The organism is Burkholderia sp. HMSC10F09, assembly GCF_001806955.1.
Classification (GTDB): Bacteria; Pseudomonadota; Gammaproteobacteria; order Burkholderiales; family Burkholderiaceae; genus Burkholderia; species Burkholderia multivorans.
In genome coordinates this window covers 1-24,854 of record NZ_KV786621.1, presented here as the reverse complement: position 1 = coordinate 24,854, position 24,854 = coordinate 1, and the positions used below count along the sequence as shown (strand labels likewise).

18 protein-coding genes are annotated in these 24,854 nt (G+C 69.3%); 7 read left to right on the top strand and 11 right to left on the bottom strand.

The genetic code is table 11. The features are described 5' to 3' along the window. The first annotated feature begins 411 nt into the window (after positions 1-411). Positions 412-1,089: a heavy metal response regulator transcription factor gene (locus HMPREF3115_RS07860; RefSeq protein ID WP_006399064.1), complete on the top strand. Its 678-nt coding sequence runs from the start codon at positions 412-414 to the stop codon at positions 1,087-1,089. Next, on the top strand, positions 1,086-2,564 hold the full coding sequence (locus HMPREF3115_RS07855) for a heavy metal sensor histidine kinase (protein ID WP_070554005.1): 1,479 nt from the start codon (positions 1,086-1,088) through the stop codon (positions 2,562-2,564). The genes HMPREF3115_RS07860 and HMPREF3115_RS07855 overlap by 4 nt, the downstream gene beginning before the upstream one ends. On the opposite strand, the gene HMPREF3115_RS07850 is transcribed toward HMPREF3115_RS07855, so the two are convergent. From HMPREF3115_RS07850 to HMPREF3115_RS07840, 3 genes are read right to left on the bottom strand one after another with little or no spacing between them, the layout of a single operon-like run. Then, positions 2,545-4,026 (bottom strand): efflux transporter outer membrane subunit, encoded by a 1,482-nt coding sequence (locus HMPREF3115_RS07850; protein WP_070554002.1) that lies wholly within the window; start codon positions 4,024-4,026, stop codon positions 2,545-2,547. The genes HMPREF3115_RS07855 and HMPREF3115_RS07850 overlap by 20 nt on opposite strands. A gap of 31 nt (positions 4,027-4,057) precedes the next feature. Further along, the gene (locus HMPREF3115_RS07845) at positions 4,058-5,428 is read right to left on the bottom strand and encodes an efflux RND transporter periplasmic adaptor subunit (protein WP_070554000.1); all 1,371 of its coding nucleotides are present in this window, start codon (positions 5,426-5,428) and stop codon (positions 4,058-4,060) included. Between the two features lie 50 nt (positions 5,429-5,478). Next, the gene (locus tag HMPREF3115_RS07840) at positions 5,479-8,709 is read right to left on the bottom strand and encodes an efflux RND transporter permease subunit (RefSeq protein WP_070553998.1); all 3,231 of its coding nucleotides are present in this window, start codon (positions 8,707-8,709) and stop codon (positions 5,479-5,481) included. A gap of 328 nt (positions 8,710-9,037) precedes the next feature. Here HMPREF3115_RS07840 and HMPREF3115_RS07835 point away from each other — a divergent pair, with 328 nt between their 5' ends. Next, a complete protein-coding gene (locus HMPREF3115_RS07835) occupies positions 9,038-9,505 on the top strand; it encodes an MEKHLA domain-containing protein (protein WP_006399059.1) in 468 nt (155 codons plus the stop codon). Positions 9,506-9,683: 178 nt separating this feature from the next. Then, on the top strand, positions 9,684-9,998 hold the full coding sequence (locus HMPREF3115_RS07830) for a DUF4148 domain-containing protein (protein ID WP_006399057.1): 315 nt from the start codon (positions 9,684-9,686) through the stop codon (positions 9,996-9,998). A 63-nt stretch (positions 9,999-10,061) separates the two neighbouring features. Here the strand turns inward: HMPREF3115_RS07830 and HMPREF3115_RS07825 are convergent, their stop codons facing one another. The 8 genes from HMPREF3115_RS07825 to HMPREF3115_RS07790 all read right to left on the bottom strand — a co-directional run bounded on the left by HMPREF3115_RS07825 (position 10,062) and on the right by HMPREF3115_RS07790 (position 20,402). Then, positions 10,062-12,020 carry a phosphatase PAP2 family protein gene (locus HMPREF3115_RS07825; protein WP_070554021.1) on the bottom strand — a complete coding sequence of 653 codons (1,959 nt, stop codon included), beginning with the start codon at positions 12,018-12,020 and terminating at the stop codon, positions 10,062-10,064. A 153-nt stretch (positions 12,021-12,173) separates the two neighbouring features. Beyond that, the gene (locus tag HMPREF3115_RS07820; protein WP_070554019.1) at positions 12,174-13,706 is read right to left on the bottom strand and encodes a sensor domain-containing diguanylate cyclase; all 1,533 of its coding nucleotides are present in this window, start codon (positions 13,704-13,706) and stop codon (positions 12,174-12,176) included. Positions 13,707-13,866: 160 nt separating this feature from the next. After that, positions 13,867-14,853: a M14 family metallopeptidase gene (locus HMPREF3115_RS07815; RefSeq protein ID WP_070553996.1), complete on the bottom strand. Its 987-nt coding sequence runs from the start codon at positions 14,851-14,853 to the stop codon at positions 13,867-13,869. 58 nt (positions 14,854-14,911) lie between these two features. Then, positions 14,912-16,366 (bottom strand): NAD-dependent succinate-semialdehyde dehydrogenase, encoded by a 1,455-nt coding sequence (locus HMPREF3115_RS07810; RefSeq protein WP_070553995.1) that lies wholly within the window; start codon positions 16,364-16,366, stop codon positions 14,912-14,914. Positions 16,367-16,458: 92 nt separating this feature from the next. Beyond that, on the bottom strand, positions 16,459-16,950 hold the full coding sequence (locus HMPREF3115_RS07805) for an Lrp/AsnC family transcriptional regulator (RefSeq protein WP_035956635.1): 492 nt from the start codon (positions 16,948-16,950) through the stop codon (positions 16,459-16,461). Between the two features lie 88 nt (positions 16,951-17,038). Then, positions 17,039-18,439: an aspartate aminotransferase family protein gene (locus tag HMPREF3115_RS07800; RefSeq protein WP_070553993.1), complete on the bottom strand. Its 1,401-nt coding sequence runs from the start codon at positions 18,437-18,439 to the stop codon at positions 17,039-17,041. A 163-nt stretch (positions 18,440-18,602) separates the two neighbouring features. Then, a complete protein-coding gene (locus HMPREF3115_RS07795; RefSeq protein WP_070553992.1) occupies positions 18,603-19,529 on the bottom strand; it encodes a 2-hydroxyacid dehydrogenase in 927 nt (308 codons plus the stop codon). Between the two features lie 12 nt (positions 19,530-19,541). Next, a complete protein-coding gene (locus HMPREF3115_RS07790) occupies positions 19,542-20,402 on the bottom strand; it encodes a GNAT family N-acetyltransferase (protein WP_039223862.1) in 861 nt (286 codons plus the stop codon). Positions 20,403-20,876: 474 nt separating this feature from the next. On the opposite strand from HMPREF3115_RS07790, the gene HMPREF3115_RS07785 reads away from it, so the two are divergent. The 3 genes from HMPREF3115_RS07785 to HMPREF3115_RS07770 all read left to right on the top strand — a co-directional run bounded on the left by HMPREF3115_RS07785 (position 20,877) and on the right by HMPREF3115_RS07770 (position 24,742). After that, positions 20,877-21,545 carry a haloacid dehalogenase type II gene (locus HMPREF3115_RS07785; protein WP_070553990.1) on the top strand — a complete coding sequence of 223 codons (669 nt, stop codon included), beginning with the start codon at positions 20,877-20,879 and terminating at the stop codon, positions 21,543-21,545. A gap of 577 nt (positions 21,546-22,122) precedes the next feature. Then, complete coding sequence (locus tag HMPREF3115_RS07775; RefSeq protein ID WP_059873413.1) at positions 22,123-23,709, top strand: ABC transporter substrate-binding protein; 1,587 nt, start codon at positions 22,123-22,125, stop codon at positions 23,707-23,709. Positions 23,710-23,788: 79 nt separating this feature from the next. Then, positions 23,789-24,742, top strand: a complete 954-nt coding sequence (locus HMPREF3115_RS07770) for an ABC transporter permease (RefSeq protein WP_059785737.1) — start codon at positions 23,789-23,791, stop codon at positions 24,740-24,742. Positions 24,743-24,854: the final 112 nt, after the last annotated feature.

Here is a 24,854-nt window from a genome sequence, read left to right as displayed (position 1 = left end):
ACGCTCGTTTCATCCCGTTACCGAATCGGGTCGATCCCGTCTCGCTCGCCTGCGCCGCGCGGTGCTCGGTGCGCGGCAGCGGCGGCCGCCGGCCGCGACCGGTCCGCGTTTCCGCATCCGGAGCGACAGATGAATCGGTTTGCTTCCATTCGCGTATTGCCGCGGCGACGCGACCGGATGCGTACCGGATGCCGGCGTGCTGCCGGGCGCGCGGCCGGTGCCGACGTGCGCGGAGCGGCGCGCCGCCGAATGCGCGTAGTGCCGCCGCGCGACCACGCCCGGCTGCCGAAGCGCGGCGGCCGACGGTCGCATGTGCCCGTCCGCCGGTCTGCCGCACCGGCCGGCGCCGTATCCCGATTTTTCCCGGTAACATCACCGAATCTCCGCCAACCGCCTGCGATGGAGCCGATCATGCGCATCCTGATAGTGGAAGACGAACCGAAGACCGGCGCCTATCTGAAGAAGGGGCTCGAGGAATCCGGCTTCAGCGTCGATCTCGCGACCGACGGCGCGCAAGGGTTGCTGCTCGCGCAGGAAGAGTCGTACGACGTGATCGTGCTCGACGTGATGCTGCCGGTGCTCGACGGCTGGGGCGTGCTCAAGCGGCTGCGCGACACGCATACGACGCCGGTGCTGTTCCTGACCGCGCGCGACGACGTGCAGGACCGCGTGCACGGGCTCGAACTCGGCGCGGACGATTACCTCGTCAAACCGTTTGCGTTCGTCGAACTGCTCGCGCGCGTGCGCACGCTCGCGCGCCGCGGGCCGCCGCGCGAGACCGAGCGGATCACGGTCGGCGATCTCGACATCGACGTCGTGCGGCGGCGCGTGAAGCGCGGCGCGGTGCGGATCGACCTGACGCCGCGCGAGTTCTCGCTGCTGCAGCTGCTCGCGCGCCGGCACGGCGAAGTGCTGAGCCGCACCCAGATCGCGTCGTACGTGTGGGACATGAACTTCGACAGCGACACGAACGTCGTCGAAGTCGCGATCCGGCGGCTGCGCGCGAAAGTCGACGACGATTTCCCGATCAAGCTGATCCACACGGTGCGCGGCGTCGGCTACGTGCTCGAACCGAAGGACGGCGCATGACGCGCGGCCGCTCGCTGACCGCGACGCTCGCGATCGCGTTCGGCGCGACAACGCTCGCGGCGTTCGGGCTCGTCGGCACCTATGTCTACAAAGGACTCGAACGGCAGGTCAGCACGCAGGACGATCTCGACATCGTGCTCGCCGCGCGCCATGCGCGGCGGCTCGCGAGCGAACTCGAGTCCGTCGACGCGGTGCGCGCGCACGCGGATCGCCTGACGAGCCAGGTGCTCGGCAACGAGGCGCTATCGATGGCCGTCGTCGATACGGACGGCCACGTGCTCGCGCGTCACAACGTCGAGCGCACCGAACTCGCCGAGCTGCGCGACGCAGCGCCGGCGGCGGCCGGATCGTCGTCGGTGCTGCCGGAGGCCGGCCTGTTTCCGCCGCACGCGGCGGCGGTGCCAGCGACCGAGCGCATCACCGTCGACCGCATCGCATCGTGGACGGCCGACGGCGGCACGCCGGTGCGCGGGGTCGTCACCGATGCGGCGCTGCGCGACCGGTCGCAGATCCGCATCGCGGTCGCGCGCAACATGAGCGATCGCGCGGAACTGCTGCACGGCTATCGCGACACGCTCGAGATCGCGGGCGGCGTCGGCGCGCTGTTCGCGATGCTGCTCAGCGTGTGGCTGATCCGCACGGCGCTCGCGCCGCTGCGCGAGATCGTCGCGAACACGGGCGCGATTACGGTCGACAAGCTCGACATGCGCGTCGACGCGTCGCGCGCACCGCGCGAGCTGCGCGCGCTCGTCGACGCGCAGAACGCGATGCTCGGCCGGCTGCAGCAGGCGTTCGGCCATCTGTCGCAATTCAGCGCCGATCTCGCGCACGATCTGCGCACACCGCTGAACAACATGCGCGGCGCCACCGAAGTCGCGCTCGCACGGCCGCGTGCCGTCGCCGAATATCAGGCGCTGCTCGAATCGAATCTCGAGGAGTACGACCGTCTCGCACGGATGATCGAGAACGTGCTGTTTCTCGCGCGCGCCGAACATCCGGGCTTCGTCACGCGGCAGCGCGCATTCGACGTGCGCGACGAGCTCGCACGCATCGCCGGCTATTTCGAAGGGCTTGCCGACGAAGCGGGTTCCACGCTGCACGTCGACGGAAGCGGGCATCTGACCGCCGATCTCGAACTGTTCCGCCGCGCGGTCAGCAATCTGCTCGCGAACGCGCTGCGCCATACGCCGGCCGGCGGCACGATCGCGCTGCGTGTCGACGAGACCGACGACGCGGTGCACGTGAGCGTCGCCAATCCCGGCGAGCCGATCGATCCCGCGCTGCTGCCGCGCATCTTCGACCGCTTCGTGCGCGGCGATCCGGCACGCAGCGGCGGCGTGCCGGGTGGCGCGGCAGGTCTCGGCCTCGCGATCGTCCGCTCGGTGATGGACTTGCACGGCGGCACCGCGCGCGTCGAAAGCGACAGCAGCGGCACGCGCTTCATCCTCACGTTCGTCAAGCATCCGGCTTCGTAGCGGCTGCACCGATCGCGGCGTTCGCCACCGCGTCGGCGCCGGCGTGCCAGCCGCCGCCGAGCGCCTTCATCAGCGCGACCGCCGCTTCCATCCGGCGGGCCGCGATCTGATCGGCGAGCCGGCGGTTCGTCAGCGCGATCGTCTGTGCGGTCACGACATCCAGATAGCTGACGGCGCCTGCTTTGAAGCGGTTCGTCGTGAGCCTCAGCGACAGGTCGGCCGCATCGGTCGCGCGCTGCTGACTGCGCGCTTCGGACGCGAGCGCGTCGAGTGCGGACAACTGATCCTCGACCTGCTGAAACGCGACGAGCACGGTTTGCCGATAGTCGGCGACGGCGCCGTCGTACTGCGCATGCGCGCCGCGCAGCGACGCGCTGCGGCGGCCGCCATCGAACAGCGTGCCGGCGAGCTGCGGGCCGAGCGACCAGAACAGGCTCGGCGCGGACAGCCACGGTGCGAAGAAGCCGCTTTCGAGCCCGGCGCTTGCCGACAGCACGAGATCGGGGAAGAACGCGGCGCGCGCTTCGCCGATTTGCGCATTCGCGGCCGCGACGCGGCGCTCGGCCGCCGCGATGTCGGGCCGCCGTTCTAGCAGCTGCGCCGGCACGCCGGCCGGAATCGCCGGCACGTCGAACGTCTGCACGCGCGGCGGCAGCGCGAACGTCGACGCGCTTTCGCCGACGAGCGTCGCGATCGCGTGCTGCAACTGCGCGCGAGACGCATCGATGTCGGTGTCCTGCGTGCGCGTCGATTCGAGCTGCGTCTGCGCCTGCGCGACCGCCGACGCGTCGATCGCACCGGCGGCGAGTTGCTGCTTCAGCAGCGTCAGCGCGTCCGTATACGCGCGAACGGTATCGTCGAGCAGCTGCTTCTGCGTATCGAGCGAGCGCAGCGCGAAATAGTCGGTCGCCAGTTCGGCAGTGACCGACAGCTTCACGGCTTCGAGGTCGGCCGCGCTCGCGTCCGCATTCGCCTGCGCGCCGGCCACTGCATCGCGCACGCGGCCGAACACGTCGGGCTCCCAGCTTGCGGCGACGCCGGCTTGATAGTCGGGCGTCGTCTTGCCCGCGAGCGACGAGCCGAGCCGGTTCTGCGACACGCGCGCGCGGCTCTGCGCGACGCCGGCCGTGATCGTCGGCAGAAAGCCCGCATGCTGATAGTCGACCATCGCGCGCGCCCGTTGGAGCTCGGCAACGGCTTGCTTCACGGTCTGGTTCGACACGTCGACGCGCGCTTCGAGCGCGTTCAGATCGGCGTCGCCGAACACGGTCCACCACGCGCCGCGCGGTGCGGCATCGGCGGGTGCGGCGACGTCCCAGCCGGCCTGCGCGCCCGCATAGTGCGCGGGCACCTCGACCGAAGGGGGCGAATAGGGCGGCAGCGTCGAACAGCCGGCGAGCACAGCGGCGATGCCGAGCGCGACGACGCGGCGCGCGAACGGGAGCGGAGAAAGGATGCGCATGGCAGGCACCTCGCAGGTTGTCGTCGATGGGTCAGTTGCGCGCGGGCACGGCAACCTGCGCGGCCGCGGCGGCCGCGCGCATCGCGCGCACGTTCGCGTTCGACGCCGCATTGGCCGCAGCGGTCGGCCGAGCGTGAGCCGACGACGACGCAACCGGCACCGCTTCATGTGCGGTCGACACGATCTTTACCGCTTCGCCGGCCGTGATCGCATCGCCCGGGTTGTCGATCACGCGGTCGGTCGCCGCGAGCCCGGCGACGATCTCGACGCGCGTGCCGAAGTCTCGGCCGATCTGCACGGTCTTCAGCGCGGTGCGTCCGTGCGCGTCGACGGTCGCGACGGTCACGCCATCCGGACGGAACAGCAGCGCGCTGACGGGCAGTTCGAGCGCGGGCGCCGCGCTCGGCACGACCAGATGCGCCTGCGCATATGCACCGGGCATCAGCGCGCCGTCGCGGTTGTCGACGTCGATCTCGACGCGCAGCGTGCGCGTGACGGGATCGATCGCGCCCGCGGTGCGCGCGACGCGCGCGGGAAATCGCCGCCCCGGATACTGCTGCGTGGTCAGGTAGACCGGCGTGCCGGCCGATACGCCGGCCGCGCTGTCCTGCGGCACGTCGACGAACACGCGCAGCGTGTCGGTCTGTTCGAGATGAAACAGTTCGCCGGACAGCCCCGGGCTGCCCGGCGTGCCGCCGGCCGTGACGAGCGTGCCGACGTCGACGTTGCGCGCGGTGATCACGCCGTCGAACGGCGCGGCGACCGATTCGTACGACACGAGTTCGGCGAGATGCGCGACGTTCGCCTGCGCGGACGCGAGCATCGCGCGCTTCGCGTTCATGTCGGCGACTTTCGTGTCGGTGTCCTGCTGCGATACCGACTGCGTTTTCAGCATGTCCTGCCAGCGCTGCGCGGTCGATTTCGCATAGTCGTAGTTCGCCTGCGCGCTCGCCGCGTCGGCGCGTGCCTGCCGCAGCTGTGCGTCGAGATCGGGCGCCGCGATCTGCGCGAGCGTCTGGCCCGCCTTCACGTGCGTGCCGAGATCGGCACTCCAGTGTGCGATATAGCCGCTCGTGCGCGCATAGATCGACGCCTCCGCGTACGGCATCACCGCGCCGGGCAACGTAAGCGTCTGATCCGCAGGTGCGGCGCCCGGTACGATCACGGACACGGGCAGCGCCTGCTGCGCGGTAACCTGCGTGCGTTGCGCGGCGCGCGCATCGATCCGTGGCACGATGCCGATCGCGAGCAGCGCGGCGGCGGCCGCGATCGCGGCAAGCGGCAGCGCGACGCGGCGCCGGCGGTGCGACGGCGGTGCATCGGGAAGTGCGCCGCGTGCGGCGGCAGCGGGTTGGTGCGCGTCGGCGGGCGGCGCGAGCGGTTCGAGGGTCGGGTCGGTCATGAGGAATTCCCCAGTCGGTCGATTCGAATGGAAAGGGCGGGCAGCCGCGTTCAGCGCAGTGCGGGCGTGTCGGGTGTGGCGCGTTCGGCGGCCGCCGCGCGGCGCCGTGCGAGCCACGCGTGGACGAAGCCGAACAGCACCGGGACGAACAGCAGCGTCGACAGCGTGCCGAACGCGAGCCCGCCGATCACCGCGCGTCCGAGCGGCGCGTTTTGCTCGCCGCCGTCGCCGAGACCGAGCGCCATCGGCAGCATGCCGATCAGCATCGCGAGCGCCGTCATCAGGACCGGACGGAAGCGGCTGAAGCCGGCTTCGAGCGCGGCCTGCCACGGCGACGCGCCGCCGGCAAGCTGTTCGCGCGCGGTGTTCACGACGAGAATGCTGTTCGCGGTCGCGATGCCGATGCACAGGATCGTGCCGGTCAGCGCGGGCACCGACAGCGTGGTGCGCGTGACGAACAGCATCCATGCGATGCCGGCGAGCGACGCGGGGAGCCCGCCGACGATCACGAGCGGGTCGAGCCACGACTGGAAGTTCACGACCATCAGCAGATAGACGAGCGAGATCGCGAGCACGAGTCCGCCGAGCAGGCCCGTGAACGATTCGTGCATCGCCTGCACCTGGCCGCGCAGCACGATCGACGAGCCGGGCGGCAGTTGCGCGCGCGCGTCGTCGACGAGCTTCGTCACGTCCGCGGTCACGCCGCCGAGGTCGCGTCCCTGCACCGACGCGAAGATGTCGAGCACCGGCTGCACGTTGTAGTGCGACACGACGGCCTGCTGCGTCGCACGCGAGAACGTGCCGAGCGCGCCGAGCAGGTTCTGCGCGGGCGCACCGGCGGCCGGGCCGCCGGCCGGCGTCTGCGGCGCGCGCGCGGCGCTCGTCGGCAGCGGCACGTTCGCGAGCGCCTGCAGCGAGTTCACCGTGTACTGCGGCGTCTGCACGAGCACCGGATAGCTGACGCCGTTGCGCGGATCGAGCCAGAAGTTCGGCGTCGTCTGCGAGCTGCCGGACAGCGCGATCAGCAGGTTCTGCGCGACGTCGCGCTGTTGGAGGCCGGCCTGGATCGCCTTCGTGCGATCGACGTTCACGTCGATCGCGGGCTCGTCGCCGGGCTGCTGGATGCGCGCGTCGACGAGCCCGCGCACGCCGCGCAGCTTCGCGAGCAGTGCATTCGCGACCGCACGGTTCCGGTCGAGCTTGTTGCCGACGATCTGGATGTCGATCGGCGCAGGCAAGCCGAAGTTGAGGATCTGGCTGACGATATCGGCCGGCAGGAACGCGAATGTGACGCCGGGGAACGACTGCGCAAGCACGTTGCGCAGCGTCGCGACATACGCGGCGGTCGGCGCGTGATCGGGCCTCAGGGTGATCATCACGTCTGCGTCCTCGCTGCCGATCGGGTCCGACGAGTCGTACGTGAGGTTGATCCCGCTCACCGGCACGCCGATGTTGTCGAGCACGCCCGCGAGTTCGCGCGGCGGAATCACGGTGCGGATCTTCGCTTCGACTTCATCGGTGAGCCGCGCGGTTTCCTCGATCCGCGTGCCGGTCGGCGCGCGCAGGTGCAGGCGAATCTCGCCGGTGTCGACCGACGGGAAGAAATCCTGCCCGGCAAATGCATACAGGCCGGTCGACGCGATGCACGCGAGCAGGAACGCGGCCGCGAAGCGGCGGCGTCGCGCGATCGCCGCGGACAGCAGCGCGCGGTAGCGCAGCCGCACGGCCTCGAAGCGGTGTTCGAACGCGGCCTGGAACCGCGCGAGCCGCGCGAACATGCCGCGCGGCGGCCGGCCCTGGCGCTTCGCGCGCATCAGTGCCATCGCGAGCGTCGGCACCAGCGTGCGCGAGAAGAAGTACGACGCGATCATCGCGAAGATGACGGCCTCGGCGAGCGGCACGAACAGGTAGCGCGCGACGCCGGTCAGCAGGAACATCGGCACGAACACGATGCAGATCGACAGCGTCGACACGAAGGTCGGCACCGCGATTTCGCCCGCGCCGGTCAGGATCGCGTCCTCGAGCGGCGCACCGAGTTCGAGATGATGCGTGATGTTCTCGATCGCGACGGTGGCGTCGTCGACGAGGATCCCGACCGCAAGCGCGAGCCCGCCGAGCGTCATGATGTTGATCGTCTGGCCGAGCGCCGACAGCGCGAGCAGCGACGTCAGCACCGCGAGCGGAATCGAGACCGCGATGATCAGCGTCGCGCGCCAGCTGCCGAGAAACAGCAGGATCATCAGCGCGGTCAGGCACGCGGCGATCAGCGCTTCGCGCACGACGCCCTGCACCGCGGCCTTCACGAACACCGACTGATCGTCGAGCGGCGCGATGTGCAGCGCCTTCGGCAGTCCGGCCTCGATCTTGGGCAGCATCGCCTTCACCTGGTCGATGATCGTCAGCGTCGATGCGCTGCCCGTCTTCTCGACCGTCAGCAGCGCCGCGCGCCGGCCGTCCGCACGCACGATGTTGGTCTGCGGCGCATAGCCGTCGCGGACGTGCGCGACGTCGCGCACGTACACGACGTTGCCGCCGACCGTCCTCACCGGCAGGTTATTCAGTGCGGCGACGGTCTGCGTGCTGCCGTTCATCTGCACGTTGTATTCGCGCGTACCGATCTTCGCGGTGCCGCCCGGCAGGATGAGGTTCTGCGCGTTGATCGCGTTTACGACGTCGATCGGCGCGAGCCCCTTCGCCTGCAGTGCGCGCGTATCGAGATCGACGACGATCTGCCGGATCTTGCCGCCGAACGGCAGCGGCACGGCGGCGCCCTGCACGGTCGCGAGCTGCGTGCGGATGAAGCTGTTGCCGAGGTCGTACAGCTGCTGTTCGGCGAGCGTGTCGCTCGACAGGCCGAGCTGCAGGATCGGCACCGTCGACGCGTTGTACGTGATGATGTTCGGCGGCAGCGTGCCGGGCGGCAGGATCCGCAGGATCGACGCCGCATTGCTCGCGGCTTCGGCGATCGCGCGGTTGATGTCGGCGCCCGGGTGGAAAAAGATCTTCACGACCGACACGCCGTTCAGCGACTGCGACTCGATGTGCTCGATGTCGTCGACGTCGGACGTGAGCGCGCGTTCGTAGTTCGACGCGATCCGCTTCGCCATGTCCTCGGCCGAGAAGCCGTTGTACGACCACACGATGCTGACGACCGGAATGTCGATGCTCGGAAAGATGTCGGTCGGCGTGCGCAGCAGCGCGAGCGGTCCAGCGATGAAGATCAAGAGCGCGAGTACGACGAACGTGTAGGGCCTGCGCAGCGCCAGCCGGACGATCCACATGATGTTGCTCCTCGATGCAGGGCTCGGATTCGCATTCGTTGCGACAAGCGTGCAGTCTGCCGTCGCGGGGTTGACCCGTCGCTGACCCGAAGATTACGAAGCCGTTATCTGGGCACCCGGGCCGAGGATCTCGAATTTGGCGTTTGCCGATCGGTGCTGCGCGCGCGTACGCGATGGCCGAACGCGTTTCGTCGCCCGGGCAATGCGGAGCACCCGCACGGCAACACGGCGCCGCCCTCGCGCCGGTGCCGACAGCCGCGCATCGCTTCGTCCATAATGTCGAACCCCGACCATCCGCCTGTCCAGACGATTGCCAGGAGCTTGACCGATGTCGTTGCGCACCGATGCAGACTTCTTCCTTCTTCTCGCCGACTCGTATCGCCGGCTTCTGAACCGGCCGCTCGTGCCTGACGGCCTGAACGCGGCGGACGGCGCCGCATGGCTGTACGACGCCGCGCCGTTCGGTATCCTCGCGCACGACACCTCGGCCGATCCGGTGTTCGTGTACGGCAACAAGCGCGCGCAGGCGATCTTCGAATATGGCTGGGACGAACTGACCGCGTTGCCGTCGCGGCTGTCGGCGGAACCGATGGAGCGGCGCGAGCGCCAGTCGTTCCTCGAGAAGGTCGCGCGCGACGGCTTCGTGTCCGACTACCGCGGCGTGCGCGTGACGAAGTCCGGCAAGCGTTTCTGGATCGAGCGCGCGACCGTGTGGCAACTCGTCGACGCGGGCGGCATCGTGCGCGGGCAGGCCGCGATGATTCCGCAGGTGCGCACGATCGACCCGGGCGCATGAGCGCATGAACGCACGACGGCGACGCGGCGGCGCGCGGATAACAACACCGTAATGAAAGGCTCACCTTCCGGAAAGCGCGTGAATCGCAGAATGAACCGGACTCTTCATCGCATCGATGGGGAGCGGAAGTCCGGCTTCGTCAGCGGACGCGAACACGTCATTTTCAAAGGTGAACATCATGAACAGCTGGATCCGTGCAGTCGTGCTTTCCTGCGCATTGAGCGCGCCGCTCGTCGCATTCGCGCAAACCGCCAACGGCCCCGTCACGCGGGCCGACGTGCGCGCCGATCTGGTGCGCGTCGAGCAGGCCGGCTACCGGCCGGTCGGCACCGATCCGTCCTATCCGGACGACATCCAGGCCGCCGAGGCGAAGGTCGCCGCGCAGCAATCGCAAGCGGCGGCCGCACAGCCGAACGCCGGCGCGAACGCGCACGTCGCGTTGGTCACATCGGTCGCGTCGGTCGACACGCAGCGTCCGTACGAGCATCACTGAGCCGGTGATGCGTGTCGTACGACCGACCGCGCGCGTTACGCCGCGCGGTCCATCGAACGCCGCTCACGCGGCGGACAGCACGACCGACACGCCCGTTGCCGTGTACACCGGCGTTGCGTGGAACCCGTCGACGATCACCGTCGAGAATTTCGCTGCCGCCGCCGCGCCGTCGACCAGCGCGATCGTATCGCCGGCCTTCGGCGCATAGCCGTTCACGAATTTCACGCGCAGCGTGCCGCCCGCGATCGTCAACGGGCCGCCGACGCGCAGACGCCCGCCGCCGTTGCCGTCAATGTCGAGTTCCAGCGTCGCGCCGTCGAGCTGCGTATAGCGCGTCGCGATCGTCACCGGCGCGGCCGCCGCGATCCGCACGCTGCCGCCCGTGCCGACGTACACGTCGCCGCTGCCGAACGCGGACGCCGATGCGGCCGTGAGCGTGCCGCCGGCGACCTGCGTGCCGCCGGTATAGCGGTTGTTGCCCGCAAGCGTGAGCGTGCCGCTGCCTTGCAGCGTCAGCTTGCCGGCGCCTGCGATGTCGTTGCGCCACACGTCGGCCGCGTTCAGCCCGCCTTTCGATCCGTCCATCGACACGGTCACGTTGCCGTTGAACGCGCCGTACCCGTCGGCGGCGGCGAACAGGTTCAGCCGGCCCCAGCCTTCCGCATCGTCCATTACCGGATAGCCGGACGGCATTTCGGTGGTCTTCAGCACGACGCGGCGCTGGTCCGCGCTCAGATACGGGAAGCGCGTCAGCAGCAGGATCTCCGCGCCCTTCGGCACGACGGGCGGTGCATCGGTCGGCTCGATCGGCGCGAAGCCGAACGTCATCCGGCGCAGGAATGCGGCCTTGTTCGTCGCATAGTCGGCGAACCGGTCGGTGGCCGCGGTGCCTGAATGCGCAAACGCTGCGAAGGTCGCGTCGGTCGTGCCGGTGAGCTGCTGCAGCGTCTGGTGCGCCTGCGCGTACGCGGCCTGCGCATCGTTCGCGTACACGGTGAGGTTCGCCGCGCTGACCGCCAGCGCGAGCATACGTCCGCCGATCACGTCGAGCGGCGAGTGCATGCCGGCGAGGATCCGGTTCTCGCCGAGTTCCAGCCCGCGGCCGACCATTTCCTGGAAGCGCTCCGGCACGAGCCACGCCATCGTCACCGCATCGCGCACCGCTTCGGCCGTGTGGCCGCTGACGAAACCGCCGTCGGTCGCGGGCGTCGTGCTTTTCGCCGGCACGAGCGTCGGCGCGACGACGACGCTCGAGCTCCAGCGGTACGGCCGTGCGTATTTGTAGAAGCGCTTCGCCGGCTCCGTCGACGCGTTGCTGCCCATCTCGTTCAGCAGATCGACCACTTTGCCGAAACCGGCATTCGCGCTGCCGCCGACGCCGACGTTGTTGCCGGTGTCGTTGTACAGCACGGTCGTCGCGTCGGCCGGCACGCTCGTGATGCTCGTCGTCTGCTGTGCCGCGGTGCGCCACGCGGCGGTCAGCGGTCCCATCCCGTCGGTCACGCTGTACCCTTTGCCGCGCCGGTCGTCGAAGTACGCGGCGTCGGCCTGCTGCGGCGTGCGCGCGGTCGTCGCCTCGATCACGTATTGCACGTTCGCGGACAGCACCGCCGCGTTCAGGATCGTCCCGCACGGCGTGCCGCTGTCGGGCAGCCCGGAGCACGTTGACGGCGAGATCGCGGGGAACGCGCCGTCGGCCGGCGCGCTGACGCCCGCGTCGACGAGCATCGTCGACGGCTGCCACAGGTCGAGGAAGCGGCTCAGCACGCGCACGGCCGCGTTCGTCGACAGCGTCGCGTAGCGCGCGTCGCCGCGCTGGTTGGTCGCGATGGTGTCGACGAATGCGGGCACGCTCGGCACCGGCGCGCTGTCGACGAAGCCGGGATCGGGCGGCGGCGCCGGTACGGCCGCCTGCGGCGTGTCGGTGGCGACGACATCGTCGCCGCCGCCGCACGCGGCAAGAACGATCGCACTCGACAGCGCGGCCACGTGCAGCGCGAAACGATTCGATGACGCGAACATGCAGCACTCCATCCTGAAAGCCGAAGATGGCGAATTGTCGGGATCGATCGTGACGTGGCCGTTACGGATTTGTTGCGCGTCGTGCCGCCGTGCGGTGCATCGCGCGACGCGGCGCAGTCGCCGTGCGGCGTGCGAGGGTGCGCTGTGCGGGCGCTAGACGATCGCCGGTTCGGCTGGCGCGGCGGTTTCGACGTCGGCGTGGCACACGCGATTGCGGCCGCGGTGCTTCGCCGTATACAGCGCACGGTCGGCGCGACGCGCCAATGCATCGGCCGATGCCGCACGCGCGCGGTCGGCCGTCGCGCAGCCGATGCTGACCGTGAACGCGGGCACCGGATCCGCAAATCCGTCGAGCCGGTTGCGTTCGACGTCGCGGCGGATCGCGTCCGCGATCTGCATCGCGCCGCGCGCGTCGGTATCGGGCAGCACCGCGACGAATTCCTCGCCGCCGTATCGCGCGGCGACGTCGCCGCGCCGGCATACATGCGCGCGAATGCAGGCGGCGAGAAAGCGCAGCGCCGTGTCGCCGTGCGCATGCCCGTAGCGGTCGTTGTACTGCTTGAAGCGATCGGCATCGATGAACAGCACCGACAGGCTGCCGCCGTCGCCGCGCTGCAGCCGCGCGCACGCGTCGACGAGCATCGCATCGAGCGCGCGGCGGTTGTGCAGGCCCGTCAGCGGATCGGTGCACGCGAGGTCGGTCAGCCGCTGCTGCTTGCGCAGATTGTCGCGCAACGCGAACGCAAGCAGCCAGACCACCGCGCAGAACAGCGCGCCGATCACCGACGCCGACACGCCGACCGTCCACGACAGCCGCGTGATGCCGGCCAGCACGTCGCGCTCGGCCGGCGCGACGACCGCGATCAGTGGCGTGCCGGGCACGCGCTGGAACGTATACAGACGCAACGTGCCGTCGATCGACGAATGCGCGGCATAGAACCCCGACTCGCGGCTCACCATGCGCTCGAACGACTTCGAGCGGCGCAGGCGCGTCATCTGATGCTCGCTGAGCGGCGGGTTTCTCGCGAGGATCGTGCCGTCCGCGCGCAGGATCGCCGTGACGCCGTGCGGTCCGACGTTCAGCCGCGACAGCAACTGGCCGAAGTACGCGAGGTCGATCGCGACGACGGCAATGCCATCGAACGTATGGTCCGGCCGCTCGATGCGCCGCGACAGCGCTATCGATTCGGCGCCGCCGCGCGAGCGTGCGCGATACGCTTGCGACACGTAAAGCCCGACGCCGTCCGCCTTGCGATGGACGTTGAAATAGTCGCGATCGCTGAAATCCCAGCGATGCGACGAACTGCAGCATCCGTCGATCAGCCGGCCGTACCGGTCCGTCACGCCCATTCCCGTCACGTACTGCGCGGCCGTGCGCTCGAACAGCAGGTCGTGCCGCAAGCCGGCGTCCATGCGTCGCACGGCCGGATTGCCGAGGTCGGACGCCAGCGCGACGAGCGCGGCGTTCGACGTTTCGACGGTCCGCGCGATCTCGCTGACGAGCACCGCGGCGACGTTGCGCGACGTTTCATGCGCATGCTCGACGACTTCGCTGCGCGCGGCCCACAGCGTGAGCGCGCTGATCGCGAGCGCGGCCAGCGACATCAGCGTGCCGAGCGCGCCGACGAACAAGGTGTGGCGCCCCGCCCAGTCGGCGATTTTCTCGATTGAAGTGGAGGCAGACATGCTCGCGCGTGTCGTGCCGGCCCGCACAACGCGCACGGTCGGCATCAAAATCCGGGTTAACGGCAGTGGCGCGAAGAAATGGAGGCCCGGCGCGCGGTGCGCGCGGGGCTGGGTCGCCGCAAACGTGTGCGCGGCGATACGGGCCGCGCGATGCGCGCGATCAGGCGCGCGTGCCGGTATCGTCGACGAGGCGCCCGAGGCGCACGACCGTCACGCCGGGCCGCAACTGGCGCAGCGACGGCATCACGAGCACGCAGTCGGGATAGGGCGTGACGACCGGTTCGCCGTTCGACCAGCCGATCACGGTGCCGGCATCGGGGAAATGTTCGAGGCCCGTGTAGTCGCCCGCGAAGCGAAACGCGGTGCTCGTCGCGACGACAGGCTCCGTGACTTCGACGACGCGCATCGCGTCGGGCAGCGGCAGGAACCAGTCGGCCGGCAGGTCCTCGCGCTCGACGACACCCGACGCGACCAGGAAACGGGCCGTGGTATCGCGGGCGACCGCGACCGCACGTGCCTCCCAGTGCTGACCGCATTCGACGAGCATCGCGCATTTGTCGCTCGCCGGGTCGCCGAACGCGCCGTAGTCGCGCATCCGCGTGCCCTCCGGGTGCCCGGCGTCGCGAATCACGGTGGCCGGTGCGCCGACGCGGCGTGCGAGCGCGACACCCTTGTCGAGCGGACCGGCGACGATCAGCGGCGCACTGCGCTCGTGCATCGAATGCAGGTCGAGCAGCCAGTCGGCCGCGTCGACGAACGGGCGCAGTTCGCGCGCGCGATCGAGTTCGACCGACCGGCGCGAGCGGTCGTCGAGCACGGCGGGCGTCCAGACGCGGTTGAAGTCCTGATCGACGAAGCGCGCGGCATCGGGCTGCGCCGGATCGAAGCGCGCGTAGGCGGCGACGTTCGCGAACGAGAGCGTCAGCGTGCCGCGTCGCGGCCGCACGCCGAGCGCGAGCAGCGCATCGACGACGATCGCGCCGCACACCTCGTTGCCGTGCGTGAGCGCATTGACCATCACGTTCGGCCCCGGCTCGGCGGCGGCGAAGCGGTGCACGTAGTCGACATCGGTATTGCTCGCGCGGTGCGGCGCGAGATTGGGAAACGACACTTCGATCGGGTAAGCGGCGAGGGCGGCAGCATTCATGGCAGCGGGTTCCGTGTAGCGAAAACGTCAGGCGGCAGCGTACGGCGCTCGGCGCGCGTCATTCGAGCCCGCCCTGGCACAGGTATTTGATCGACAGGTAGTCGTCGAGCCCGTACCGCGACCCTTCGCGACCGTAGCCCGATTCCTTCACGCCGCCGAACGGGGCGGCCTCGCTCGCGAGCGCGCCTTCGTTGATGCCGACGATGCCCGTTTCGAGTTGCGCCGATACGCGCGCGATGCGGCGCACGTCCTGCGTATAGAAATACGCGGCGAGCCCGTACGGCGTGTCGTTCGCGGCGTCGATCGCCTGCGCCTCGGTATCGAAGCGAAACAGCGCGACGACGGGGCCGAACGTTTCTTCGCACGCGAGCTGCATGTCGGCCGTCGCATCGGCGAGTACGGTGGGCGCGTAATAATGCGGGCCGAGCGCCGGCAGCCGCTTGCCGCCCGTCAGCACGCGCGCGCCGCGCTCGCGCGCATCGTCGACGTGGCGCGCGATCTTGTCGACCGCGCGCGCGTTGATCATCGGCCCGATCTGCGCGGCCGGATCGCTGGCCGGTGCGACCTTCAGCGCGCCGACGCGCGCGGCAAGCTTCTCCGCGAACGTGTCGTAGACGCCGGCCTGCACGTAGACGCGGTTCGGCGACACGCAGGTCTGGCCGCCGTTGCGGAATTTCGCGGCCATCAAGCCGTCGACGGCCGCGTCGAGCTCGGCATCGTCGAACACGATGAACGGCGCGTTGCCGCCGAGTTCGAGCGACAGCTTCTTCAGCGTCGCGGCCGACTCGCGCGCGAGCAGCTTGCCGACCGGTGTCGAGCCGGTGAACGTGATCTTGCGCACGCGCGCGTCGGCGAGCCAGTCGGCCACCGCATCGACACCGCGCTCGCGCGACGCGGCGATCATGTTCAGCACGCCCGGCGGCACGCCGGCTTCCTGCGCGAGGAAGGCGAGCGCGAGTGCCGTGAGCGGCGTGTCTTCGGCCGGCTTCGCGACGACCGTGCAGCCGGCCGCGAGCGCCGGCGCGATCTTGCGCGCGATCATCGCGAGCGGGAAATTCCACGGCGTGATCGCCGCGACGATGCCGATCGGCTCCTTGATCGCGCTGAGCCGCTTGCCGCGCTGCTGCTGCGGAATAACGTCGCCGTACGTGCGCGTCGCTTCCTCCGCGAACCAGAGCACGTACGACGCGCCGTACGCGACTTCGCCGCGCGCCTCGGCAAGCGGCTTGCCCTGTTCGCGCGACATCAGTTTCGCGAGATCGTCGGTATGCGCGACGATCGCCGCGTGCCAGGCGCGCAGGATCGCCGCGCGTTCGCGTGCGGGCATCGCGCGTGCGGCCGCGTCGGTCGCGGCACGCGCGTCGGCGGCGGCGCTATCGGGTACGTCGGCGACGCGATCGAGCGTGGCCGGATCATCGACCGCATAGCGGCGGCCGTCGAGCGCATCGCGCCAGGTGCCGTCGATCAGGTTGGCCGTGCGCAGGAGTTCGGTGCGGGAGAGGGCAAGCGACATCACGGAGCGTCCTTCGAGGGTGGCGTTCGACGGCGACGGGCGGGCACGGCGGCGCCGCGCGCAGCGTGCGCACGACGTCGGCCGGCGATCCGTCAGTGCCGCTCGCCGAACAGCGATTCCAATGGGTAGTGCCGTTTGACGAACGGCGATTTGATGATCACGTAGCTGAAATACTTCTCGATGCCGATGTTCTGCTCGAGCAGACCTTCGACGATCGTCTGGTAATGGCTCACGCTGCGCGTGACGAACTTGAGCAGGTAGTCGTAGCCGCCGCTCGCGAGATGGCACTCGACGATCTCGTCGACGTTGCGGATCGCCGCGACGAACCGCTCGAAATCCTCGCGCCGATGATCGGCGAGCGTGACCTCGGTGAACACGACCTGCACGTCGCCGAGTTTCTCGAGCTGGATGTGCGCCCCGTAGCCGCCGATGTAGCCGGCCTTCTCGAGCCGCTTCACGCGGATCAGGCACGGGCTCGGCGACAGCCCGACCGCATCGGCCAGTTCGACGTTGGTCATGCGGCCGCGCTTCTGCAACTGCGAAAGAATGCGCAGGTCGATCCGGTCTAGCTTGCTGTCCGTCATGTTCCACTCAGAGCACTGAAAAATGGAATGTCCGGTTACTTTAGAGGCGAACCGTAGCCGCCACAAGCCCGGCTTTCCCCGGTTCCGTTCACGCGGGCTGCGCCTGCGCGGCGTCGAGCGCGCGCTGGACGGCCGCGTCCGCCAGGACGTCGTCCAGCGTGCGGCGCAGGCGCTCGAACAGCAGGTCGAACTCGCCCGCCGTGAAGCTCAGCGCCGGGGCGAAACCGAGCACGCCGTCGCCGAACGCACGGAAGACGATGCCGTTCGCATAGGCTGCCGCCGTGATCTTGTCGGGTACGTTCAGCGCGGCGTCGAAGCGCGTCTTGCGCGCCTTGTCGGCCACCAGTTCGAGCGCGCCGAGCAAGCCGATCGAGCGCGCATCGCCGACGAGCGGATGGCTGCGCAACGCGTCGAGCCCGGCCGCGAAGCGCGGCGCCAGCGCCTGCCCGTTCGCGAGCAGCCCGCCTTCGTGGTAGAGCTTCAGCACCTCGAGCCCGATCGCGGCGCTGACCGGATGCGCGGAGTACGTGTGACCGTGGCCGACGACGGCCGAATCGGCGCGGCTGCCCGCAATGCCTTCGTAGATTTCATCGGACATCAGCACGGCGCCCATCGGCGCATAGCCGGCGGTCAATCCCTTCGCGACCGTCATCAGGTCGGGCTCCACGTCTTCGATCTCGCAGGCGAACAGCGGGCCCGTGCGGCCGAAACCCGTGATCACCTCGTCGGCGACGAACAGGATGCCGAGGCGGCCGCACGCGTCGCGCATCGCCTTCAGCCAGCCGGCGGGCGGCACGATCACGCCGCCCGAGCCTTGCACGGGTTCGCAGAAGAACGCGGCGACATTGTCCGCGCCGAGCTCGGCGACTTTCGCTTCGAGCGCCGCGACCGATGCGGCGATCAGCGCGGGCGCATCGTCGCCGAGCGGGTGGCGGTACGGGTACGGCGACGGAATGTGGTGCTGGTCGGCGCGCGGCAGATCGAAGTGACGATGGAACGCGGGCAACGCGGTGAGGCCGGCGCCGACCGACGACGAGCCGTGATAGCCGCGCTCGAGCGCGATCATCTGCTTCTTCGACGGCCGGCCCGTCGCATTGAAGTAGTGCGTGATGAAGCGGATCGCCGAGTCGACGGCGTCGGAGCCGCCGAGCGTGAAGTACACGCGGTTCAGCGAGGCGGGCGCGAGCGCCGCGAGCCGCTCGGCGAGTTCGATCGCGGGCTGCGAACCGAAATGGAAGTAGCCGGTCGCGTACGGCAGCTTCGCCATCTGCTCGGTGGCCGCCTTGACGATGCTGTCGCGGCCGTAGCCGACGTTCACGCACCACAGGCCCGAGAACGCGTCGAGCAGCGTACGGCCGTCGGCATCGCGCAGGAACACGCCGTCGGCGGATTCGAGCACGGTCACGCCGCGCGCTTCGTGCGCGCGATAGTTGACGACGGGATGGATCAGATGGTGACGATCGGCTTCGATCAGGGCGGAGTGGGTCATGGCAGGGCGGGACTCTCGTCGTGGGTCAGCGATGGAGTCATGCTAGCGAACGCGCATGCCGTGCGCATTTTCAATTTGCGGTCCGAAACGTACGTGCACGGTTTTTGCACGGGGCCGTTCGGCATTTTCTGCTGCGCCGTCGGCTGCGGCGCGCGCGTGCAGATCAGTAGCCGCGCGCACGATCGACGACACCGATCATCGGCTGGCCGGCACGATGGCGCGCAAGGTTCGCGAGCACCGCATCGACGGCCGTGTCGGGGCGCGTCGCGCTCGCGATGTGCGGCGTGATGCGGATGCGCGGATGCGCCCAGAACGGATGTCCGGCCGGCAGCGGTTCAGGGTCGGTGACGTCGACGATCGCGCTGTCGAGCCGGCCGTCGTCGAGCGCCGCGAGCAGTGCACGCGCATCGAGCTGCGGGCCGCGCCCGACATGCACGAGCGACGCGCCGGCCGGCAGCGCGTCGAACACGCGCGTGCCGAGCAGCCCGCGCGTGTCGTCGGTCAGCGGCAGCAGACAGATCAGGATGTCGGTGCGCGCCAGGAACGCGTCGAGTCTCGCGTTGCCTGCATAGCAGGCGACGCCGTCGAGCGTGTGCGGCGTGCGGCTCCAGCCCGCACACGGAAAACCGAAGCGACGCAGCATGTCGAGCACCGCGCGGCCGAGCGTGCCGAGCCCCAGCACGCCGACGCGCCGCGACGCGGCCGCGCGCACCGGCTTCTCGCGCCAGATCTGCGCGCGCTGCTGTGCCGCGTAGTCGAACAGATCGCGGTGGATCGTCAGCACGGCCTGCGTCACGTATTCGACCATCCCCTCGACGATGCCGGGCTCGATCATCCGCACAACCGGGATATGCGCGGGAATGCGCGACAGGTCGAACTGATCGATGCCGGCACCGACCGAGAACACGACCTCGAGGTTCGGTAGCAGCGCGAGCGGATCGTCGGGCGGCTGCCATGCGGCGAGATAGCGGACGGCGGCCGCATCGCCGAGATCCGGCCAGATGTGGAACGCGAGGTCCGGCGCCTGCTGCGCGAAGCGCGCGGCCCATTGCTCGCCGCGCACCGGATCGGCCTTGTACAGAAAAGTCATCGCACGCGTCGCTCAGCCGAGTGCCTGGTTGACGATCGCGAACGTGCGCAGCGCGGGGTCGCGCGCCGGCGCGTCGCCGCGCGCCATCGCGACGACCGTGTCGACGCGCGGCAGCCCGAGCCCCTGCAGCCAGTCCGACAGGCCGCTGTCGCCCGGCACGTCGAGGCGCACGAAGATGCCCGCGTTCAACGCGAGCCAGTGACTGATCAGCGCCTGTGCGCGCAGCGGATCGGGCGCGACGACGGGGCCGATCACATGCCCGCGGCCGAAGCGGCGGAACAGCGCGAAGCCGAGTAGCTCGCCGTCGCGATCGAGCGCGATGCCGTTCGCGACCTCGAGCAGCGCGCCGATCACCGCGTCGCGCGGGTAACCGGCCGCGCGCGAGGCGAGCGCCGCGAGCCGCGGCCCGTCGTTGGTGCCGAGCGGGCGCAGCCGTTCGCCGGGCGGCAGCGAGATCAGCGGCGGCTGGAACGCGGCGCCCTGATGCTGGTTGATGGTGCCGATCGGCTGGAAGCCGAACTTCGCGTAGAGCGGCTCGCCGGCCGGCGTCGCATGCAGGAACACGGTGCGCGCGCCGAAACCGTCGACGATCCGCGCGAGCAGTTCGCGCCCGATGCCGCGGCCCTGGCGTTCGGGCGATACGATCACCATCCCGAGCGACGCATGCGATGCGCCGAACGGCCAGCCGAGCGCGGTGCCGACGACGCCGGTTTCGTCTTCGGCGACGACGCCGCTGCCGAGCTGCAGCACGAAGCGCCAGTCGTCGATCCGATGCGGCCAGTTGAACGCTTCCGACAGCCGCTGCGCGGCGGGCAGGTCGCGCTCGGTGAACGGACGATAGGTGAGCGTGCGGGAAGAATTGATGTCGGCCACGCCGGACTCCGGATCGGTATGAAGGACACGATCACTCTGCCAGCGGGGCGGCGGAACGGATAGGACGATTCGCCTGTTTTGAGCGCGACGGCGGGCTCGCGCACGCAAATGATGCGAATGACGCGAACGCCCCGCCGCTGGCGCGGCGCATCGCGGGGCCTTCCAGGCGGCAGCGTGCGTCCTGTATGAGCGCTGGTCGGGATTTCGCGCGGCTGGCATAGGGCCGAATGCGCGGCGCAGGCCGTGGCGCGACGCCGCCGCCCACACCGCCCGACCCACCCGCGCGCCGCGCCGGCGGCCGACGCCGACCGTGCCGCGGCAGCAGATCGTGCCGCGCAGCGCGCGAAACACACGGCGATTCTGCGTTTTGCACGGTGTCGAACGATGCACGCCGAACTTTTTGCGCTGGTTCAATTTCATTCAAACCCAGCCCGTCCCCGGCCGTGCCGGGGCTTCACACGACAGGACGTCACCATGATCCAATTTGAACCGAAGTACATCACGTTCGACTGCTACGGCACGCTGACCCGCTTCCGGATGGCCGAGATGGCGCGCGAAGTGTATGGGGAGCGCCTGTCGCCCGTCGATCTCGAAGCCTTCGTGCATGCGTTCGCCGCGTATCGTCTCGACGAGGTGCTCGGCGCGTGGAAGCCGTATCGCGACGTCGTCGTCAATGCGATCCGCCGCACCTGCGCGCGCATCGGCGTGAAGTTCGACGAGGCCGAGGCCGAAAGCTTCTATCACGCGGTGCCGACCTGGGGCCCGCATCCGGACGTGCCGGCCGGGCTGTCGCGGCTCGCGAAGCAGTACAAGCTCGTGATCCTGTCGAATGCGTCGGACGACCAGATCATGAGCAACGTCGACAAGCTCGGCGCGCCGTTCCACGCGGTGTTCACCGCCCAGCAGGCCCAGTCGTACAAGCCGCGCATGCAGGGCTTCGAGTACATGTTCGGCAAGCTCGGCTGCAAGCCCGAGGACGTGCTGCACGTGTCGTCGAGCCTGCGCTACGACTTGATGACGGCCCACGATCTCGGGATCAAGCACAAGGCGTTCGTGAACCGCGGCCACGAGCCGGGCACGCCGTTCTACAACTATTACGAAGTGTCGGACATCGGGCATCTCGCGACGCTGCTCGGGCTGTAAGCCGGTCGAGAGGGCGGCGGTACGGCGGGCGGCGTCGTGTCGCACCGCGCCGTGTCATGCCGCGTCCGATACGGCGAGCGAACCCGCGTCGCGAGCGAACACGCAATCGTCCGATCTTTTGTCGGCACGTTCATGCAGCGACGAAGCGGCGTGTCATCGCCGCGGCGCGCGCACACCGCGCGTTCGGTCCGCATGTCGGCTCGGCCGCGCAGAACGCGCAGAGCGCGCAGCACGCGCGGCTGCGCGGCGCTCGACGAAGCGCGACATGCCGCACGCGCAAGCGCGTCGAGCATTCGACCGAGCGCACCGCGTCGCGGCCCGCTTCGTCGCATCGTCGGCGCGCGTGCCGTCGCCGACGGCGCCGTGTGCGGCGCGCAGCAAATCATGCTGCGCAGGCAACCCAAAACGGTCGATCGTGCCGTACGGGCGCCCCGAATCGCGACAACCGGCATTTTGGCGATGCTTAAATGAAATCGCTGCGCACGACGCCGCGTTCGCCACCAGCAGGCGCGCGTGGCGGGCATCACCAACGAGGCTGGATCCCACGACCCACTTTACACAGTCAGGAGCAGTTCGGATGAGCGACGATATCGACAACGGCGGCGGCCACGGCGGGTTCACGCGCCGCGACATGATGCGCGTCATGGCGGCGGGCGGGATGATGGCGGCCGGCGGCGGCGCACTGCTGATGCCCGGGCAAGCCGCGTTCGCGGCGCCCGCGCCGAAGCGCGGCGGCAAGATCCGCGTGGCGAACGAGTCCGGCTCGACGGCCGACACGCTGGATCCGGCGAAGGGTTCGACCGGCGCCGACTACATCCGCTTCTTCATGTTCTACAGCGGTCTCACGCAGCTCGATGCGAGCCTGACGCCGCAGATGAATCTCGCCGAATCGCTGCAGACGACCGACGCGAAGACGTGGATCATCAAGCTGCGCAAGGGCGTCACGTTCCACGACGGCAAGACCGTCGGCCCGGCCGACGTCGTGTATTCGCTGATGCGCCACAAGAACGCGGCGACCGCGTCGAAGGTCAAGTCGCTCGCCGACCAGTTCGTCGACGCGAAGGCGACCGGCCCCGACGAAGTCACGCTGACGCTCGCGAGCGGCAACGCCGACTTGCCGGTGATCCTCGCGACGCCGCAGCTCGTGATCGTGAAGGACGGCACGACCGACTTCTCGACGGCCGTCGGCTGCGGGCCTTACAAGCTGAAGTCGTTCAAGCCGGGCGTGTCGACGATCGGCGTGCGCAACGAGAGCTACTTCAAGCCCGGCATGCCGTATCTCGACCAGATCGAGCTGATCGGCATCGGCGACGGCACCGCGCGCCTCAATGCGCTGCTGTCCGGCGACGTGCAGCTCGTCAATGCGATCGACCCGCGCTCGACGCAGCGCGTCGCATCGACGCCCGGCTATGCGCTGAAGGAAACGAAGTCGGGCCTCTATACCGACCTGATCATGCGCAGCGAGAACCCCGTCGTCGCGAATCCGGATTTCGTCGAAGGGATCAAGTATCTGTTCGACCGCGAGCAGATCCGCTCGGCCGTGTTCCGCGGCTACGCGGTGATCGGCAACGATCAGCCGATTCCGCCCGGCCATCGCTACTTCAACGCGTCGCTGCCGCAGCGCGCGCACGATCCGGACAAGGCGAAATTCCTGCTGCAGAAAGCCGGCGCGCTCGGCACCGCGCTGCCGCCGATCTATGCGACGCCGGACGCGAACGGCTCGGTCGAGATGGCCGTGCTGCTGCAGCAGGCCGGCCAGAAGATCGGGCTGAACCTGCAGGTGAACCGCGTATCGGCCGACGGCTACTGGTCGAACCACTGGATGAAGCATCCGCTTGGCTTCGGCAACATCAATCCGCGCTCGAGCGCCGACGTGCTGTTCACGCAGTTCTTCAAGTCGGACGCCGCATGGAACGAGTCGGGCTGGAAGAACGCGAAGTTCGACCAGCTGCTGCTGGCCGCGCGTTCGGAAACCGACGATGCGAAGCGCAAGCAGATGTACGGCGACATGCAGGCGATCGTCTCGCAGCAGGGGCGCGTCGGGATTCCGGCGTTCATCAGTTTCCTCGACGGATACGACAAGCGCCTCGCGGGCCTCGGCTCGATTCCGACCGGCGGCATGATGGGCTTCATGTTCGCCGAGTACGTCTGGTGGAACGCGTAACGGCGGCGCCTGCCGCCCTCGTGCTGCCGGCGCGTGGTCTCGCGCCGGCAGCGTCCGACCTCTCGCGGAGTGCTGCTCCATGAATCGAATCCTGCTCGGACTGATCGGCCGGCGCATCGCGGTGACGGCGCTGACGCTGCTGATCGTGTCCGCGATCATTTTCACGATCACGAACCTGCTGCCCGGCGACGCCGCACAGGCCGCGCTCGGCCAATCCGCGACGCCGGAAACGGTCGCCGCGCTGCGCCAGCAGTTCGGCCTCGACCTGCCGGCGCACGTGCGCTACGCGCATTGGCTCGCCGGGCTGCTGCACGGCGATTTCGGCCGCTCGCTGTCGAGCGACATGCCGGTGTCGGAGCTGATCGGCGGCCGCCTGCCGAAATCGCTGACGCTGGCCGCGATCACGACGGCCGTGTCGGTGCCGATCGCGTTGCTGCTCGGCATCGTCGCGGCCGTCAAGCGCGAGTCCGTCGTCGATCGCGTGATCAGTCTCGGCACGCTGTCGCTCGTCGCGACGCCCGAGTTCCTGATCGCGACGGTCGCGGTGCTCGTGTTCGCGGTCAAGCTGCACTGGCTGTCCGCGCTGTCGTACAACGGACCGATCGAGAGCGTCTACGACTTTCTGCGCGCGTACGCGATGCCGGTGATGACGCTGTGCGCGGTCGTGGTCGCGCAGATGGCGCGCATGACGCGCGCGGCCGTGATCGAACAGCTGAGCGCCTCGTATGTCGAGATGGCGAGGCTGAAGGGCGCGAGCCCCGCGCGCGTGGTGCTGCTGCACGCGTTGCCGAACGCGATCGGGCCGATCGCCAACGCGATCGCGCTGAGCCTGTCGTACCTGCTCGGCGGCGTGATCGTCGTCGAGACGATCTTCAACTATCCGGGCCTCGCGAGCCTGATGGTCGATGCCGTCGGCAATCGCGACTTCCCGCTCGTGCAGGCGTGCACGCTGATCTTCTGCGTCGCGTATCTGACGCTCGTGCTGCTCGCCGACCTCTGCTCGATCGTTTCGAACCCGAGACTGCGGACCTGAGCGTTCGCTCCTCCCTGAAGAGGCACTCCATGCATTCGACCGAATCCGTACAACGCAGCAGCGCGCTGCCGCCGCCCGGCGATCCGCTTCCGCCGTGGGACGGCGCGCCGCT

Coding starts and splice junctions, on each gene's coding strand:
- HMPREF3115_RS07860 (WP_006399064.1), top strand. CDS start 412: ATGCGCATCCTGATAGTGGAAGACGAACCGAAGACCGGCGCCTATCTG.
- HMPREF3115_RS07855 (WP_070554005.1), top strand. CDS start 1,086: ATGACGCGCGGCCGCTCGCTGACCGCGACGCTCGCGATCGCGTTCGGC.
- HMPREF3115_RS07850 (WP_070554002.1), bottom strand. CDS start 4,026: ATGCGCATCCTTTCTCCGCTCCCGTTCGCGCGCCGCGTCGTCGCGCTC.
- HMPREF3115_RS07845 (WP_070554000.1), bottom strand. CDS start 5,428: ATGACCGACCCGACCCTCGAACCGCTCGCGCCGCCCGCCGACGCGCAC.
- HMPREF3115_RS07840 (WP_070553998.1), bottom strand. CDS start 8,709: ATGTGGATCGTCCGGCTGGCGCTGCGCAGGCCCTACACGTTCGTCGTA.
- HMPREF3115_RS07835 (WP_006399059.1), top strand. CDS start 9,038: ATGTCGTTGCGCACCGATGCAGACTTCTTCCTTCTTCTCGCCGACTCG.
- HMPREF3115_RS07830 (WP_006399057.1), top strand. CDS start 9,684: ATGAACAGCTGGATCCGTGCAGTCGTGCTTTCCTGCGCATTGAGCGCG.
- HMPREF3115_RS07825 (WP_070554021.1), bottom strand. CDS start 12,020: ATGTTCGCGTCATCGAATCGTTTCGCGCTGCACGTGGCCGCGCTGTCG.
- HMPREF3115_RS07820 (WP_070554019.1), bottom strand. CDS start 13,706: ATGTCTGCCTCCACTTCAATCGAGAAAATCGCCGACTGGGCGGGGCGC.
- HMPREF3115_RS07815 (WP_070553996.1), bottom strand. CDS start 14,853: ATGAATGCTGCCGCCCTCGCCGCTTACCCGATCGAAGTGTCGTTTCCC.
- HMPREF3115_RS07810 (WP_070553995.1), bottom strand. CDS start 16,366: ATGTCGCTTGCCCTCTCCCGCACCGAACTCCTGCGCACGGCCAACCTG.
- HMPREF3115_RS07805 (WP_035956635.1), bottom strand. CDS start 16,950: ATGACGGACAGCAAGCTAGACCGGATCGACCTGCGCATTCTTTCGCAG.
- HMPREF3115_RS07800 (WP_070553993.1), bottom strand. CDS start 18,439: ATGACCCACTCCGCCCTGATCGAAGCCGATCGTCACCATCTGATCCAT.
- HMPREF3115_RS07795 (WP_070553992.1), bottom strand. CDS start 19,529: ATGACTTTTCTGTACAAGGCCGATCCGGTGCGCGGCGAGCAATGGGCC.
- HMPREF3115_RS07785 (WP_070553990.1), top strand. CDS start 20,877: ATGATCCAATTTGAACCGAAGTACATCACGTTCGACTGCTACGGCACG.
- HMPREF3115_RS07775 (WP_059873413.1), top strand. CDS start 22,123: ATGAGCGACGATATCGACAACGGCGGCGGCCACGGCGGGTTCACGCGC.
- HMPREF3115_RS07770 (WP_059785737.1), top strand. CDS start 23,789: ATGAATCGAATCCTGCTCGGACTGATCGGCCGGCGCATCGCGGTGACG.